This is a genomic window from Paraburkholderia kirstenboschensis (genome assembly GCF_032806925.1).
Taxonomy (GTDB): Bacteria; Pseudomonadota; Gammaproteobacteria; order Burkholderiales; family Burkholderiaceae; genus Paraburkholderia; species Paraburkholderia kirstenboschensis.
Genome location: NZ_CP136512.1, coordinates 153,824 through 169,298, shown reverse-complemented (window position 1 = coordinate 169,298; position 15,475 = coordinate 153,824). Strand labels below are relative to the sequence as shown.

At 63.2% G+C, this 15,475-nt stretch carries 10 protein-coding genes; 4 read left to right on the top strand and 6 right to left on the bottom strand.

The window, feature by feature from the left end; all coding sequences use genetic code 11:
- Positions 1–5: 5 nt before the first annotated feature.
- Positions 6–3,416, bottom strand: a complete 3,411-nt coding sequence (locus RW095_RS09400; protein ID WP_317018667.1) for an alpha/beta fold hydrolase — start codon at positions 3,414–3,416, stop codon at positions 6–8.
- A gap of 190 nt (positions 3,417–3,606) precedes the next feature.
- Positions 3,607–4,398, bottom strand: coding sequence for a hypothetical protein (locus tag RW095_RS09395; protein ID WP_317018665.1), 792 nt, complete (start codon positions 4,396–4,398; stop codon positions 3,607–3,609).
- Positions 4,399–4,739: 341 nt separating this feature from the next.
- Between RW095_RS09395 and RW095_RS09390 the strand changes: the two genes are divergently transcribed.
- Positions 4,740–6,677 (top strand): ATP-binding response regulator, encoded by a 1,938-nt coding sequence (locus RW095_RS09390; RefSeq protein WP_317018664.1) that lies wholly within the window; start codon positions 4,740–4,742, stop codon positions 6,675–6,677.
- Between the two features lie 162 nt (positions 6,678–6,839).
- Here RW095_RS09390 and RW095_RS09385 read toward each other — a convergent pair whose 3' ends face one another.
- The 4 genes from RW095_RS09385 to RW095_RS09370 all read right to left on the bottom strand — a co-directional run bounded on the left by RW095_RS09385 (position 6,840) and on the right by RW095_RS09370 (position 10,491).
- Positions 6,840–7,601, bottom strand: coding sequence for a response regulator transcription factor (locus RW095_RS09385; RefSeq protein WP_317018662.1), 762 nt, complete (start codon positions 7,599–7,601; stop codon positions 6,840–6,842).
- A gap of 322 nt (positions 7,602–7,923) precedes the next feature.
- A complete protein-coding gene (locus RW095_RS09380; protein ID WP_317018661.1) occupies positions 7,924–8,076 on the bottom strand; it encodes a hypothetical protein in 153 nt (50 codons plus the stop codon).
- Complete coding sequence (cydB, locus tag RW095_RS09375; RefSeq protein ID WP_317018659.1) at positions 8,051–9,055, bottom strand: cytochrome d ubiquinol oxidase subunit II; 1,005 nt, start codon at positions 9,053–9,055, stop codon at positions 8,051–8,053. Before cydB ends, RW095_RS09380 begins: the two co-directional genes overlap by 26 nt.
- A gap of 23 nt (positions 9,056–9,078) precedes the next feature.
- A complete protein-coding gene (locus RW095_RS09370) occupies positions 9,079–10,491 on the bottom strand; it encodes a cytochrome ubiquinol oxidase subunit I (protein ID WP_131317612.1) in 1,413 nt (470 codons plus the stop codon).
- 599 nt (positions 10,492–11,090) lie between these two features.
- Between RW095_RS09370 and RW095_RS09365 the strand changes: the two genes are divergently transcribed.
- The 3 genes from RW095_RS09365 to ilvD all read left to right on the top strand — a co-directional run bounded on the left by RW095_RS09365 (position 11,091) and on the right by ilvD (position 15,419).
- On the top strand, positions 11,091–11,942 hold the full coding sequence (locus RW095_RS09365) for an NAD-dependent epimerase/dehydratase family protein (RefSeq protein WP_317018656.1): 852 nt from the start codon (positions 11,091–11,093) through the stop codon (positions 11,940–11,942).
- Positions 11,943–11,971: 29 nt separating this feature from the next.
- A complete protein-coding gene (locus RW095_RS09360; RefSeq protein ID WP_317018655.1) occupies positions 11,972–13,270 on the top strand; it encodes an MFS transporter in 1,299 nt (432 codons plus the stop codon).
- A gap of 289 nt (positions 13,271–13,559) precedes the next feature.
- A complete protein-coding gene (ilvD, locus tag RW095_RS09355) occupies positions 13,560–15,419 on the top strand; it encodes a dihydroxy-acid dehydratase (protein ID WP_317018653.1) in 1,860 nt (619 codons plus the stop codon).
- The last annotated feature ends 56 nt before the right edge of the window (positions 15,420–15,475 follow it).

Genomic DNA, 15,475 nt, shown 5'->3' with positions numbered 1-15,475 from the left:
CTGCGTCAATGGGCGTTCAGATAGCGCGCAATAGACGGATAGACATCGACCGCCGCGTTCTTGCCGAAGATGCAGTCGATGTGTCCGTAGCCAGGGATCAGATACCGCTCATAAGGCTGCTCGGGAAACGCATTGACGAGCATCTCGTAGGTGAGCGCGGTGCTTTCCGGCACATACGTTTCGTTGCGGTCGCCGTGAATGAAACCGATCGGAATGCGCATGCCGTCGAGGCCTTTCATGCCGCGCGCGCCTTTTAGATAAACGTCGTCACCATCGGCGTTGACGACGTTGCCCGCGCGCACCATTGCGGCAAGATGCTTGAACACGCCGACGTCGTGCACGCCGAGCAATTCCTGCAAATTCGAATGAAGTGTCTCGCTCACCTGAGCGTGTTCGTAGAGCAGGCCATACATGAAAGTCGCGCGATGACAGATCGGGTTGCCGCAGCCCTCGTCGTGATCTACCGGATAGAGCCGCAATGCTTCGTCGAACAGATTGTGCGGCCACCTTTCGTTCTCTGTATAGGCGGTGAGGTCGGTCACGCCGAGGTGCTGCATGATGTCGGGAATATGCAGGCCCGCCTTGATCCTGCCGAGCCGGCCGGGCACCGGATGCGCGGCCACCTGCGATATCACCGCCGAGCGCACGCCTTCGAGTCCCGCCATCAGCGACATGCTCAACGCGAGGCCGCCCATGCAGTGGCCGAGCGCCTGAATATCCGCTGCGCCCGTCACTTCGCGAATCTTCGCAACGGCTGCGGGAATGTCCTCGAGCGCGACCTTATCGACGTTCGTCGGCACGAAGACGCTCGGCATTTCGATGCTCACGCGAAGATCCACGAGCCACACGTCGTAGCCCGCGGCACACAGATATTCGACGAGGTTGGTGCCGATGAGATCCGTCGAGTAGATGCGGCTCGACACGCCCGAGCCGTGAATCAGCAACACAGGGCGCGCATTCTTGCGCGCGGGATCGACATAGCGCGTGAGCCGCAGGTGCGTGCCGTCCCGTGTGTCGAAAAAGAACACCTGCGGTGCCGGCGCACGCAGTGCACGCTTCAAGCGTGGCGCCGCGTTCGGGTCGTAGTACTGCAAAGGCGCGGCTACTCCGCCATATTCGTTGAACAGCACGCCGGCGAAGAACTTGCCGAACTTCAACGTCCATTCGAGACGCGTTTTCAGATCGGGCGCATTGGTGACTTCGAGTGTGCGTTGCTGTTTGAGAAAGTTTTCCGGCGTGATGACCAGCTTCGCGCTGCCGATAGGCGGCGCATCCGTTGACGGCGCTTCGCGAACTTGCGCATACAGCGTATTCGTTTGCTCCCACAACTCGAGCGGCGACGTGCGCGTAATGATCTTTTGCCCGCTCAGATACCAGGTCTTGCCTTCAGCCGAATTGAGCGTCATTCGGTAGTTCATGTTGCGCTCGTCCACATCGTCCGGGTCGGCCACGAAGAGATTGAAGGTGCCCTCCGTGATCGTCATTGGCTGCGCGGACAGAGCGGGGCAGGTCAGCGTGCCGGCGGTTCCTGCCAGATGATCGGGATCGCCAAGCATATCGGCGAGGTCGTCGGATTCCACGGTGAGCGTGAACGCCATTGGGCTTGCGGCGGCCTCGTTCGCGCCGGCCGGCGTGTAGTGGCCGACCATGGTTTCGGTGAAGCGCAGTCCGATCTTTGGCACGGGTGGCGTGTCGGCGGTGCCCTTCGAATCGTAGTCGATTGTCCAGCCTCGCGATGCCGCCAGCAGCGCGCAATTGCGTTCGGCGAGCGCCGAGATCGTCCACAGCGGATTCACGCCGAGCGACATGGGCATGACCGCGCCGTCCATCACGTAGAGGCCCTCGTGCACATCGGTGCCGGTCATACCGCTAAAAACGCGGCCCGTGTGATCGACCACACCGTGTTCCGCGTCCTCGCCCATCGCGCAGCCGCCAAGCGGATGCACGGTCACGGTCCGGTTGCCGAAAATGTCGTTCGAAATCGGATCGCGCAGGTATTTGCCGCCGAGCGGGGCCGTCGCTTTCTTCAGCGTCTCTTCGACGGTTGCGAAAATCGGCTGCTTGCCCGCGTTTTCCCAGGCTATGCGCGGCCGTCCCTTTTCATTCACACTGATCTGGCCGCTTTCGTCGTCGTGCGCCATCACAAGGTAGCTTTGCGTGTGATTGAGCGCGCCGCGATAGGGTCCGTGCAGCAGGCCTTCGACGATTCGTGCATCGTATGCAAGCTGCTGTTCTACCGTGCGCGGCCCCGAAACATCCACGCCCGCGAGCGGCGCGGCGGCGCCTAGCATGCCGACGAGCGCCGCGCCGACCGGCCCGGCGAGCGAGCCTTCCTCGATCACGAAGCCGTCTTTGACGTCCGCGGTATTGCGATGATCGATCAGGCCAGTGATAGTCGGGCCGACCGGAGGTATTTCGCGCTCGACATGCGCGCCCCAGCCGACGCCGTTGATCACGTCGTCGGTGTTGTACGCGAAAGCGAGCACGTCGCCGTTGCCGGTGAAGCGCTTGCCGAGCATGGCGGATACGCTCAAGCCCTCGTTGCGCGAACGCAAGAGCAACGCGCTCGAACCGATTGTTCCCGCCGACACGATCACGATGTCGGCGGTGACGAAGAGATCGGGCGCGTCGTAGCTCTCGCGGCCGAGGCGTACCAGCTGGTAGGCGACTCGCCACCTCTGCTTGTCGGCACTGCGCACCACCGAATGCACCGCGGCTCCAGTGAAGATCTGCGCGCCATGCGCGACGGCATCAGGCAGATAGTTCATGTGCGTGGAATTCTTGGCGTCGTAGTTGCAGCCCGAGTTGCAGTCGCCGCAGCCGATGCACGCTTTCTGCGCGACGCCGGCCGCGTTGGTGCGGTCCTCGAACGTGACGGTCACAGGCGGCGTGCTGAAGCGGTCCGCCATGCCGAGCGCCTCGGCGGATTTTCCGAGCGCCACCAGTTTCGGCAATTCGCGGAAGCGCCCCGGGACCGGCGACGGTTCCAGCATGTCCCAGGCACGCTGATAACCTTTGTCGCGGCCGGCCTGATCGCCGCGCAATGCGGTAGGCCAGCGCACGTCGTCCCATAAGCGCGGATCGACTTTCAACGCGACATTGGCGTTGATCAGCGAAGTACCGCCGAGGCCGCAGCCGACCACCGCGTTGACGTCGTCGTTCACATGCACTTCGAGCAGCGCGAGCGGCGAGCCGATTTGCGCAAGTGCCGTGTTGTACTGCATCTGCTCGGCGCCCTGAAAAGGCGTGCGCGGGAATTCGCCAGCCATGTATTCGCGCCCGCGTTCGAGCACGCACACGCTGCGGCCAGCGCGCGCCATTCGGCTTGCGGCGATGGCGCCGCCGTAACCCGAACCGATCACGACGACTTCGTAGTGCGATTTCATCGCCGTCACGGCGCTCGATAAGCGGTTCATACTGGACCACCTCGTCAGGTCGATGCTGGGAACGGATCCCGGCTGCGCAAGGAAGACGGCGCGCTGCCGCGGTTTTTTTATCGTAGGCGGTGCGCAATGACAAAAAAAGGCGCATCGACGCGATGCGCGACGCGGCATGGGTGCCGCCCCCGGTTTTTGCCTTTTGCCTGGCGCTTGTCCGTTTGCGCTGTTACGCGGCTACTTCATTCATTTCGCTATCGCTCGATTCGGCCGCAAGCAGGTTGAGCGCAAGCAGAATGGCGCCACGATTGTCGATGTCTATCTCGATGCCGAGCACGTCCGTGAGCCAGCGGCCGATCTTCGTGTTGGAAAAATCGTCGGCGGTGGCCGTCTTTTTCATGGTGACGCCGAGTTTGACGGCGCGATAGTGATACGAGGGCACACGATGCTGGGCCGCAACCGCCGACAATCCGCCTTTGCCTTCCGAGCACCAGCCGAGGCTGCCGGCCAGCACGATGCGCTCGGGCTCGTCGAGGCTTTCGATAAATGCGCGGGCTGCGAGCCGCACCCCTTGTTCGTTGAGACCATATTGCAGCAGCACGCTTTGCACCGGGTCTTCCAATGCCTGGGCATGCAGATCGATTTCCTGCGCCATGCCGTCGGTTTCCATCGACACGTTGCGTTGATGGCCGGCGCTGCGCAGGCAGTCGATCAGATAGCGGCGAAAATACGCGCACAGTGCGTAGCCGTTGGACGGCGCGCTGTCCGCGCAGGCATGCGTTTCGGTGTGGCCGGGCGCGAGGCGCAGCACCTTGGAATAAATGAACTGCGCGACCAGTTCTTCCTTGTCTTCGCCGAGCGCCTGCAATTCCAGCGGGTGATACGTACGTAGTGCCCGCTTGACCAGTTCGACCATCGACACCATTTCGTCGGCGGACAGTCGGGTACGACGGCGCCACAGATCGGGCAGGATCGCATCGTCGAGATTGCGGACGAACTCGTGGCTCGGAACTGCGCCCATGAAAGCCTCCATTAGGGTAAGGCGAGAAGCGCGGTGAGCCTCGACTGCAGGCGAATAGTTGACGTTGGAACGGTTGCGGCCGCGCGATGTTGTGAAAGCAGTATGGTCGCCGGCGACGGCTTCGCATATATGGATTAAGTCGTAGCTGGTGGGTAAACTGCCGGGTAAACCATCCGACAGGGTGCCTCTCATTCGTCTGATGAGAAAGCGGTCCCGCTGTGCCGCTGCATTGCCGCAGACCGTGCAAGCTCTTGCGCAACACGCCGGGCCGCGCTTCGTGCTGGCGCCGGGTTTTCGCACCACATCACCGAATTTGCCGTGCCCGACAAGGAGACCGCGCGATGCGGGCTGACCCGATCCAGCGTGCAATCGACGAAGACCTGGTGCGCGTGCTGTACGCACAAGACCCGATCGCGTTCTTCTCGCACTGGTTTTCGATCGCGGTGCTCGTGGCCATCTACTGGCCCGCGATACCATCGCCGCCGCTCTTCATTGCCTGCTTCGGGTTCTATGCGGCGGCCAATTGCGCGGGCCTCGCGCTGTGGATCTGCAACCGGCGTTATCCGCATCTCGTGTCGCCGCGCGGCTGGATCAATCTGCATGCCGTGCGTGGCGTGCTGCTTTACAGCGCGCCCGGTATCGCCATCTGGTTCGCGTTCCAGAGTCCGCAGAGCGATTTGCCGCTGCTGCACACGGTGATGCTAGTCACGCTCGCAGCGGGCGTGTTCATGTCGAATGGTTTCGACATGCTCAACTTCGCCACGGCCATTCCATTCCTGCTGTTCCCGTCGATCGTGCTGCACTTCGGCACCCATACGTTCGACCGCACGATTCTTGCCATCGTGCTCGCGTTCTTCTTCTGCGCGATCAACGTGTATGCGCTTAGCTACCGAAAGCTGTTCCAGCAGGTGGTGCAGGCCCGCGTCGATCAGCAGTACCTGGCGGAATCGCTCGCGCTGCAAAAGCATGTCGCCGAAGAGGCCAGTCTCGCGAAAACGCGCTTTTTCGCTGCAGCGAGCCACGACCTGCGTCAGCCGCTGCATGCGATCGGGTTGCTCGCGGCGTCGCTCAACGATCCGGCGGCGACGCCCGCGCAGCATGCGAAGACCGCCGAGCACATCGTCTATAACGTGGAAGCACTGAATCAGCTGTTCAACCAGGTGCTCGATCTCGCGCGGCTCGAAAGCGGCGTCACGCAGGTGATCCGTCTGCATTTCCGGCTCTCCGAGTTGTTCGAGCGCGTCGGCAGCCAATATCGACCGCAGGCGGCGGCCAAAGGGCTCGCGCTGCGGATCGCGCCGACGTCGATGGTGGTTCACGACGATCCTGTGCTGCTCGAACGCGTGCTGAGCAATCTGCTGTCGAACGCGGTGCGCTATACCGAGGAAGGCGCAATCTGGCTCGGCGTCCGGCGCGCGGGGCGAACCGCGGGCGGCTATATCGAGGTGCGCGATTCGGGCATTGGCATTGCCGCTGAAGAGCACGAGCGCATCTTCGAGGAGTTCTATCAGGTCGCCAACCCGCAGCGCGACGCGCGCCAGGGCCACGGGCTCGGGCTGCCGACGGTCAAGCGTCTCGTCGGCATGCTGGGCGGCGAGTTGCAGTTGCGCTCGGCGCCGGGCCGCGGTTCGGTGTTCCGCTTCCCGGTGCAGGCGGGCGACGCGAGCGCAATCGTCGCGAGCCTGAACGAAGCGGTGGCGGGCGGACCGTCGGCACAAGGGCGGCAGGTGCTGTGCATCGACGACGAACCGTCGATTCTCGAAGGCCTTTCCGCGCTGCTCGGGCGCTGGGGCTGCACGGTGCGCGGCGCACGCGACGAAGCCGCTGCGCTGGCCGCGCTCGCGGATGGTTTCGTGCCGGACGCGGTGCTATGCGATTATCAGTTGGCCAATCACAGGACCGGCGCGCAGGCGCTCACGGCGGTGCGCGGCATGCTCGCGCGCGCAGGTCACGAAGGCGTGGTGACGCTGCTGATCACGGGCGACATGGCGTCGGCCGAACTGGCTGCGCTCGCATTGCAAGGCATTCCGGTGTTGCACAAGCCGGTTACGGCGGCGCGTTTGCGGCGCACGCTGGAAATGCTGTGGCAACAGGCGGAGCTCGACAAGGGGCATCAGGGCGCCGCTCTGGAATTGCCTGCGGGCCGGAGCGCCGATGCAGGCCGTGAAGGGACCGTGCTGAGCGAAGAGACTGGCGGCGATCACGTGATCATGCCGCAAGGCACGGCGCGAGTCGAAGTGCGGCATCGTCCGCAGAGCGCATCGCAAGAGGAAGGGTAGGCGGTGATAGTAGGGAGGTCGCGGGTTTTCGCAGCAGCGCGGCGCGAGGGTCTGGAATGGGCGGAGGCAAGCACACGCAAGCACGAGCAAAAGCAGATCCGCTTCACGACGTGCCCGCAAGAGTTCATAAACGCGAGCACGTCGCGCTGGCGACCGCCACCGCTACAGCGTCTTCCCAGCTTCGAGCCAGCCGTTGATCACCGCGATTGCCGTCGACCGGTTGTGCACGCCGAGCGCCCGGAAAATCACCGACAGATGCACTTTGACCGTGCCCTCCGCTACGCCGAGTTCGCGCGCGATCATCTTGTTGGTCCAGCCGCGATGCACGAGCCGCATGATGTCCTGCTGACGCGGCGACAGGTTTTCAAGCAAATGCTGCTGATGCGGCTGCAACGCCTGAAGCTGTGCGACCGGTTCGGTTAGCGTCGCCGTGCTCTGGCCGGCGCTGCCTGGCGCTGCCTGCTGCGACAATGCAGCACCCGCGTGCTGCGCGCATGAGTCCGCGGATTGTGCGTCGCGTGAGCCCAGCAGGCTCAGCGCTTCCATCGGCACATATGCGCCGCCCGACAGTACCAGTTCGATCGCCTTCAGCATCACGCTCGCGGGCTGCCGCTTGGGCACGAAGCCGAGCGCGCCGGCGGCGAGCACCGCACGCATTTCGTCCGGTGACTCTTCGGCGGAAAGTACCACTACCGGCAGAGCAGGATTGGCCTTCAGCAATATTTCGAGCGACGACGCGCCGCTCATGCCCGGCATATGCAGATCGACGATCGCGAGATCGTGATCGGCGTCGGGCCGCGCGGCGGCGGCCAGGGTTTCCCAGGTATCGGCTTCGTCGAACTGGGCGTCGGGGTCGAGTCCGCGGAGCATTCCCTTGACGCCTTGCCGGATCAATTCATGGTCGTCCGCCACAAGAAACTTCATGATGTCTCCACGAGTCGGGCTTGCGTGTTGTGGACTACCGCCGTTGCTGGGTCTTGTTCTACTTCTATTGTCGTGAATCGCATCATTGCCGGCTACCCCGTGATCATAAGCCGACCGGTGCGGCTCGCCGCCCCGGTCATTCTGCTCGTGGCATCGCCGGCGCCACGTTTTGTCTATGCCTTGTCCAGGCAGGTCTCACTCGCGCATCAGTTCCGGCTTGCTACGTAGACGAGCCGCGCGCGCTGTTTTTGAAGCTGCGGCGGCCCGATACGAAAGCTTATGCCGGCCGGATAAACCGCACGAGCGCTCGCGCGGCGAGCTGTCATTTGACTGCAAATAGCGTTGCATTCATCAGAAGCTTGAAGGCGAAGCCGAGCGACATCGCCGAGCCCACGCCCAAGCACCACAGCGCAATGAACCAGAGCCAGCCCGGCAGCTTGCGCGCGGAGTCAGTGATAGTGATGTTGGTCGCCATGACGCACCTTGCCTCGAAATACCCAGTAACCCATCGTCGTGTACGCGACGATGATCGGCAGAATCACCGCTGCGCCGACCAGCGTGAACGTCTGGCTGGAGCGCGGCGCGGCCGCTTCCCACAGCGTCACGCTCGACGGTATCGCGTACGGCCACAGGCTCACCAGCAGCCCGGCGTAACCGAGCAGCACGAGCAGTAACGCGAGCACGAACGGCGTGTTGTGGTGCCGCTCTCGCACCGCGCGGCGCATGAAGACCGCGCAGGCCGCGACCATGAACGGGACGGGCAGTAGCCGGTAGAAGAGACCCTCATGGAACCAGCGCTGCGCGATGTTCGGGTCTTGCAGCGGCGTCCACAGGCTCACCATCGCGATGAAGCCGAGCAGCACGGCAGTCAGCGGCCATACCACGCGATGCAGGCGGCGCTGCAGATCGCCTTCCGTTTTCGCGACCAGCCAGCAGCATCCCAGCAACGCGTACGTGACGATAAGCCCGAGGCCCGTCAGCAGGCTGAACGGGGTGAGCCAGCCGAAAGCGTCGCCGGCATAGGCGCCGTCGATCACCGGAATGCCTTGCAGAAATGCCCCGAGCACGACGCCCTGGAAAAACGTCGCGCCCGCCGAGCCGCCGATGAACGCGAGGTCCCACATGTGCTTCGTGCGGTTCGCCTTCGCGCGAATCTCGAAGGACACGCCGCGAAAGATCAGGCACACGAGCATGAAGATGAGCGGCAAATACAGCGCTGACAATACGGTGGAATACACCATCGGAAACACGGCGAACAGCGCGGCCCCGCCGAGCACGAGCCAGGTCTCGTTGCCGTCCCAGACCGGTGCGACGGTGTTCATCATCAGGTCGCGTTCCTTCTCGTCTGGGAAGAACGGAAAGACAATGCCGATGCCAAGATCGAAGCCATCCAGCACGACATACATGAAAAGGCCTAGCGCGATGATTGCGGCCCACACTACGGTTACGTCCATTTTGTTCTCGCAGGCGATCAGGGTTAGGCGGCGTCGATCATCTGATCGGCGGCGGAGAAAGGGCGGCGCGCGGTCTGGTTCGGCGTTTGCCCGGGCACGCCGTGCGGCGTGTGTCCAGGCAGCGCCGGGCCCGAGCGCATCAGCTTGAGCATGTAATAGATGCCCGTGCCGAACACGAGGAAATACACGACCACGAACGCCATCAGCGAAATGCCGACCTGTTGCGCGGTGAGCGGCGACACGGCCTGCGACGTGCGCATCACGCCATATACGACCCATGGTTGACGGCCGGCTTCAGTCGTGACCCAGCCGGCCAGCAGCGTGATGAAGCCGCTTGGGCCCATCGCCACGGCGACGCGCTGGAACCACTTCGACTCGAACAGGCGCCCGCGACGGCGCAGCACCCACGCGGCGACCGACATGACGATCATCAGCACGCCGAGCCCGGCCATGATCCGGAAGCTCCAGAACACCACTGTCGAGTTCGGCCGGTCTTGCGGCGGGAATTCCTTCAGGCCGCGTATTTCGCCGTCCCAGCTATGCGTGAGAATCAGGCTGCCCAGGTGCGGAATCGACACTGCATAGCGCGTGGTCTCCGCCTGCATGTCGGGGATGCCGAACAGGTTCAGCGCGGTGCCGCCTTTTTCGGTGTCCCACAGACCTTCGATTGCAGCGATCTTGGCCGGCTGATATTCACGCGTGTTCAAGCCGTGCTGATCGCCGACGAACGCCTGGATCGGCGTGAGAATCAGCAGCAGCCACAGCGCCATCGAGAACATCTTTTTGACCGCGGGGTCGCGCCGTCCGCGCAGCAGATGCCACGCGCCCACCGCCGCCACGACGAGCCCCGCGACGATGAACGCCGCGAGCGCCATATGCGCGAGCCGGTACGGGAACGACGGATTGAAGATGATCTTGAACCAGTCGAGCGGCACGACACGGCCGTTGACGACTTCGAATCCTTGCGGCGTCTGCATCCAGCTATTGGAAGCAAGAATCCAGAACGTGGAGATCAGCGTGCCGATGGCGACCATCAGCGTCGCGCCGAAGTGCGCGCGCGGACTCACGCGCTGCCAGCCGAACAGCATGATGCCGAGGAAGCCGGCTTCGAGGAAAAACGCGGTCATGACCTCGTACATCAACAGCGGTCCGGTGACGGGACCGGCGAAACTGGAAAAGCCCGACCAGTTGGTGCCGAACTGATAGCTCATCACGACGCCGGACACCACGCCCATGCCGAAGGCAACCGCAAAGATCTTCGACCAGAAGAGGCACAGGTCTTTGTAGTACGCCTTGCCGGTTTTCAGCCAGCGCCATTCGAGCACGGCGATAAAGCTCGCGAGGCCAATGCTTAGCGCCGGAAAGACGATATGGAAAGAGACGGTGAACGCAAACTGGATGCGGGCAAGGTCGAATGCCGATATTGCGGAGTTCATGATCGTGAAGGGCGTGATGCCGCGTGGGCGGACTACGCGCGTCGACCGGTGTCGGTGCGCACTGCGTTTCGCAGATGGCCGAAGATTAGGGGAAGAGTCAGATTTATGCTGCGCCGCGACGTGCGTCAAAAAACCGCGTTGTTAGATGGACCGCGACGGTTCGTACGCTGCAAGGCGTTGACGTATATCAGCTTTTTTTTATTGCCTGTTTCGCCGCGATTAAGCGACGTGACGTGAAACTGCGGCAATCGACCGCGTCGCAGCAAAGCTTGAGAGGGAGTTGCTCCTGCTGGCGAGGCGCTCGCGATGCCTAAGAGGTGGCCGGGGCTAGATACAGGACATGTCGTCAAAGCTGACATTAGCGATGCACGATCAAGTTATACGACATCGCACGAACATGTGCGCTTCATCGCAGGGTTCAGCGATGAGAAAGCTTTTAAAGACGCCTCCTGATAAGGGTAAATGCCTAATTGAAATACGCTTCTGCATCAGAGATAGTACGTTATCGTACAACCAGATCGCGCAGCAGGCGATCTCACCCAAGCCGAGGTGTGGATTTATCCACGCCGCTCGCGAGCCGGTGCAGTAAAGGAACCCCTATGAAGAAGATTGCCCTGAGTGGCGCCGGAGGCCAGCTTGGCTCGGTCGTGCGCGCCGCGTTCATTGCGCGCGGCACGCCTGTGCGTTCGGCGGCGGGCTCGAAGCCGCTGACGCCTCTCGTCCATGGCGAGGATGTGATGCACGGCGACCTGCGCGATCCGGCGGTTGTCGATCGGCTGCTCGACGGCGTCGACGTGCTGATCCACTTCGCCGGGACGAGCGTGGAGCGTCCGCTGCCTGAGATCATCGAAAACAATCTGCGCGGTCTCGTCGAGGTGTACGAGGGCGCGCGCCGACACGGCGTCAAGCGGATCGTGTTCGCAAGCTCGAATCACGCGATCGGCATGTACCCGGTGACGGAGCGCCTGAGCCTCGACTGCGAACTGCGCCCGGACGGCTTCTATGGCCTGAGCAAGGTGTGGGGCGAAGCGCTCGCACGCATGTACTGGGACAAGCATGGCATCGAGAGCGTGTGCGTGCGCATCGGCAGTTGTCTCGAGCGTCCGACCGAGCCGCGTCATCTGAGCACCTGGTTCGGTCACGCGGACCTTATGCATTTCCTCGACCGCTGCATCGAAGCAGAAGAGCTGGGCTTCATCACGGTGTGGGGCGTGTCGGCCAATACGCGCAGCTGGTGGGACAACAGCGGCGCGGAGCGTCTCGGATACACGCCGAAGCAGAACGCCGAAGACTACGCCGTGGAAGTTCTGGCGCGCCCCAATCCGCTCGACGCATTGGGTCAGCGCTTCCAGGGCGGCGGGTTTGTCGGCATCGACTACTCGCGCGAGGACGCGGATAGCGGCGCGGGCAATGCGGCCGGTTCGGCCGATTCGGCCGCGCGGCCGTCCTGAAAGTTCAAGTATCACGAGGAGACGCAGCAATGAAGATCAAGGGCATCCGCTGGTGGATGGTCAGTCTGGTCGCGGCCGGGCTCATCATCAACTATCTCGCGCGCAATACGCTGTCGGTGGCCGCGCCGACGTTGATGAAAGACCTGCACATCACGACCGAGCAATACGCTCACGTGGTCGTCGCGTGGCAGCTTTGCTATGCATTCATGCAGCCGGTCGCGGGCTTCCTGCTCGATACGGTCGGCACCAAAATCGGTTTTGCCGCATTCGCGCTGGCGTGGTCGCTCGCCTGCGCGGCGGCGGCGTGGTCGACCGGATGGCGCAGCCTCGCATTTTTCCGCGGCCTGCTAGGCATTGCCGAGGCGGCTGGCATTCCGGCCGGCGTGAAGGCCACCAGCGAGTGGTTCCCGGCAAAGGAGCGTTCGGTTGCGATCGGCTGGTTCAACATCGGTTCGTCGATCGGCGCGTTGCTGGCGCCGCCGCTCGTGGTGTGGGCGCTGCTGCACGGCCAGTGGCAACTGGCGTTCGTGATCGTCGGTGTAGCGGGCATTGTCTGGAGCGCCGTGTGGATGCTGCTGTACAAGCATCCGCGCAATCAGAAACTGCTCGGCGACGAGGAGCGCGACTACATCCTCAGCGGCCAGGAAGCGAAGCACAGCGATGCGGGCGCGCCCAAGCGCAGCTGGTCGGCCATGCTGCGCAGCCGCGACTTCTGGGCGATCGGCATTCCGCGCATTCTGTCGGAACCGGCATGGCAGACGTTCAATGCGTGGATTCCGCTTTACATGATGACCGAGCGTCACATGAATCTGAAGGAAATCGCACTATATGCATGGATGCCGTTTCTCGCAGCGGATATCGGCTGCGTGCTCGGCGGCTATCTGAGCCCGCTGTTTCATAAGTACGCGAAGGTCTCGCTGTTCACGTCGCGCAAGATGGTGTTCGTGGTCGGCGCGCTGTGCATGATCGGACCGGCGTGCGTGGGCCTCGTCGCAAGTCCGTACGTGGCTGTTGCCCTGCTGTGCGTCGGCGGCTTCGCGCACCAGACCTTGTCCGGCGCGCTGTATGCGATCACGTCCGACATGTTCGGCAAGAACGAAGTGGCTACCGCAACGGGCATGGGCGGCATGGCCGGTTATCTCGGGGCTGCGGCGTTCACCGCGTTGTTCGGTGTGCTGGTCACGCAGGTCGGCTACAGTCCGCTGTTCGTCGTGCTGGCGGTCTTCGACATTATCGCGGCTGCCGTGGTGTGTCTGCTCGCGAAGAGCGCGGACAGGACCCCGGAGCCGCGTTGGACCCAGACGGGTGGTGCGGTCACCGCCAAGTAAGCGGCGATAAGTCCGCCCGCGTGAGCCGGCGCGAAGTTCCGGCCTGAGTAGAAACGCAGAGCGGCGCCTTCGTGCGCCGCTTTCTTTTATGAACCGCCTGTTGCGCATCACCGCGATCTGCAGCGCGACAACCCGAAGGCCGCGCGCGTGAGCGGCACGCTGCCGGGGGCTGTGGGATAATTGCGCGCTTTGCCCGGGGCGCGGCTCAAAAGGTTGTTCGCACGGGCGCTCGAGGGGCCTTCACTCCCTTGGCCCGCTTCTTTCAAGCGATATTCATTCAACCACCACGATGCCCGCATACCGTTCCAAAACCTCCACCGCCGGCCGCAACATGGCTGGGGCGCGCTCCTTGTGGCGTGCCACCGGCATGAAAGACGAAGACTTCTCGAAGCCGATTATTGCGGTGGTCAATTCGTTCACCCAGTTCGTGCCCGGACACGTGCACCTGAAAGACCTCGGCCAGCTCGTCGCACGCGAGATCGAGGCCGCGGGTGGCGTAGCCAAAGAGTTCAACACCATTGCCGTCGATGACGGCATTGCGATGGGCCACGACGGCATGCTGTATTCGCTGCCGAGCCGCGACATCATCGCGGATTCGGTCGAATACATGGTCAATGCGCACTGCGCCGACGCGATGGTGTGCATCTCGAACTGCGACAAGATCACGCCCGGCATGCTCATGGCCGCGATGCGCCTGAACATTCCGGTGATCTTCGTTTCCGGCGGCCCGATGGAAGCCGGCAAGACGCGCCTCGCCAATCCGAAGACCGGCACGATCGAGTTCAAGAAGCTCGACCTCGTGGACGCGATGGTGATCGCCGCCGACAAAGCCTATTCCGATGCCGACGTGGCCGAGGTCGAACGCTCCGCATGCCCGACCTGCGGCTCGTGCTCGGGTATGTTCACGGCTAACTCGATGAACTGCCTGACCGAGGCGCTCGGCTTGTCGTTGCCCGGCAACGGCACCGTGGTCGCGACTCACGCGGACCGCGAGCAGCTCTTCAAGCGCGCCGGCCGCCGCATCGTGGAACTGGCCCGCCAGTACTACGAGCAGGAAGAGGCAAGCGTGCTGCCCCGTGCAGTCGGCTTCAAGGCGTTCGAAAATGCCATGACGCTCGATATCGCGATGGGCGGTTCCACCAACACGATCTTGCGCCTGCTGGCAATCGCACGCGAAGCCGAGATCGACTTCACGATGACGGACATCGACCGTCTGTCGCGCGTCGTGCCGCAGCTGTGCAAGGTGGCGCCCAATACGAACAAGTACCACATCGAGGACGTGCATCGCGCAGGCGGCATCATGGCGATTCTCGGCGAGCTGGACCGCGCCGGCAAGCTGCACACGGACGTGCCCACGGTGCACGCGCCCACGTTGAAAGACGCGCTGGATCAGTGGGATATCGTGCGCACCGAAGACCAGGCGGTCAGGACCTTCTACATGGCGGGCCCGGCCGGCGTTCCGACGCAAGTGGCGTTCAGCCAGAACACGCGCTGGCCCAGTCTCGATCTCGACCGCGCCGAAGGTTGCATCCGCTCTTACGAGCATGCGTTTTCGAAGGAAGGCGGCCTCGCGGTGCTGACGGGCAACATCGCGCTCGACGGCTGCGTGGTGAAGACCGCCGGCGTCGACGAAAGCATTCTGGTGTTCGAGGGCACGGCTCACGTCACCGAATCGCAGGACGAAGCGGTGGAAAACATTCTGGCGGGCAAGGTCAAGGCGGGCGACGTGGTGATCGTGCGCTACGAAGGTCCGAAGGGCGGCCCCGGCATGCAGGAAATGCTTTACCCGACGAGCTACATCAAGTCGCAGGGCCTCGGCAAAGAGTGCGCGCTGCTGACGGACGGCCGCTTCTCGGGCGGCACTTCGGGCCTGTCTATCGGCCATTGCTCGCCGGAAGCGGCAGCGGGCGGCGCGATCGGCCTCGTTCGCGATGGCGACAAGATCCGCATCGACATTCCGAACCGCACGATCAACGTGCTGCTGTCGGACGCCGAACTTGCGAGCCGCCGCGCCGAGCAGAACGCGAAGGGCTGGAAGCCCGCCAAGCCGCGTCCGCGCAAAGTGTCGGCCGCGCTGAAGGCCTACGCGAAGCTGGTCATGTCGGCCGATAAAGGCGCGGTGCGCGACCTGTCGTTGCTGGAAGATTGATTGCGATAACCGCTTCGGCCTGTTTTCGTTTCGCAGAAAAACCGCTCATCCGAGCG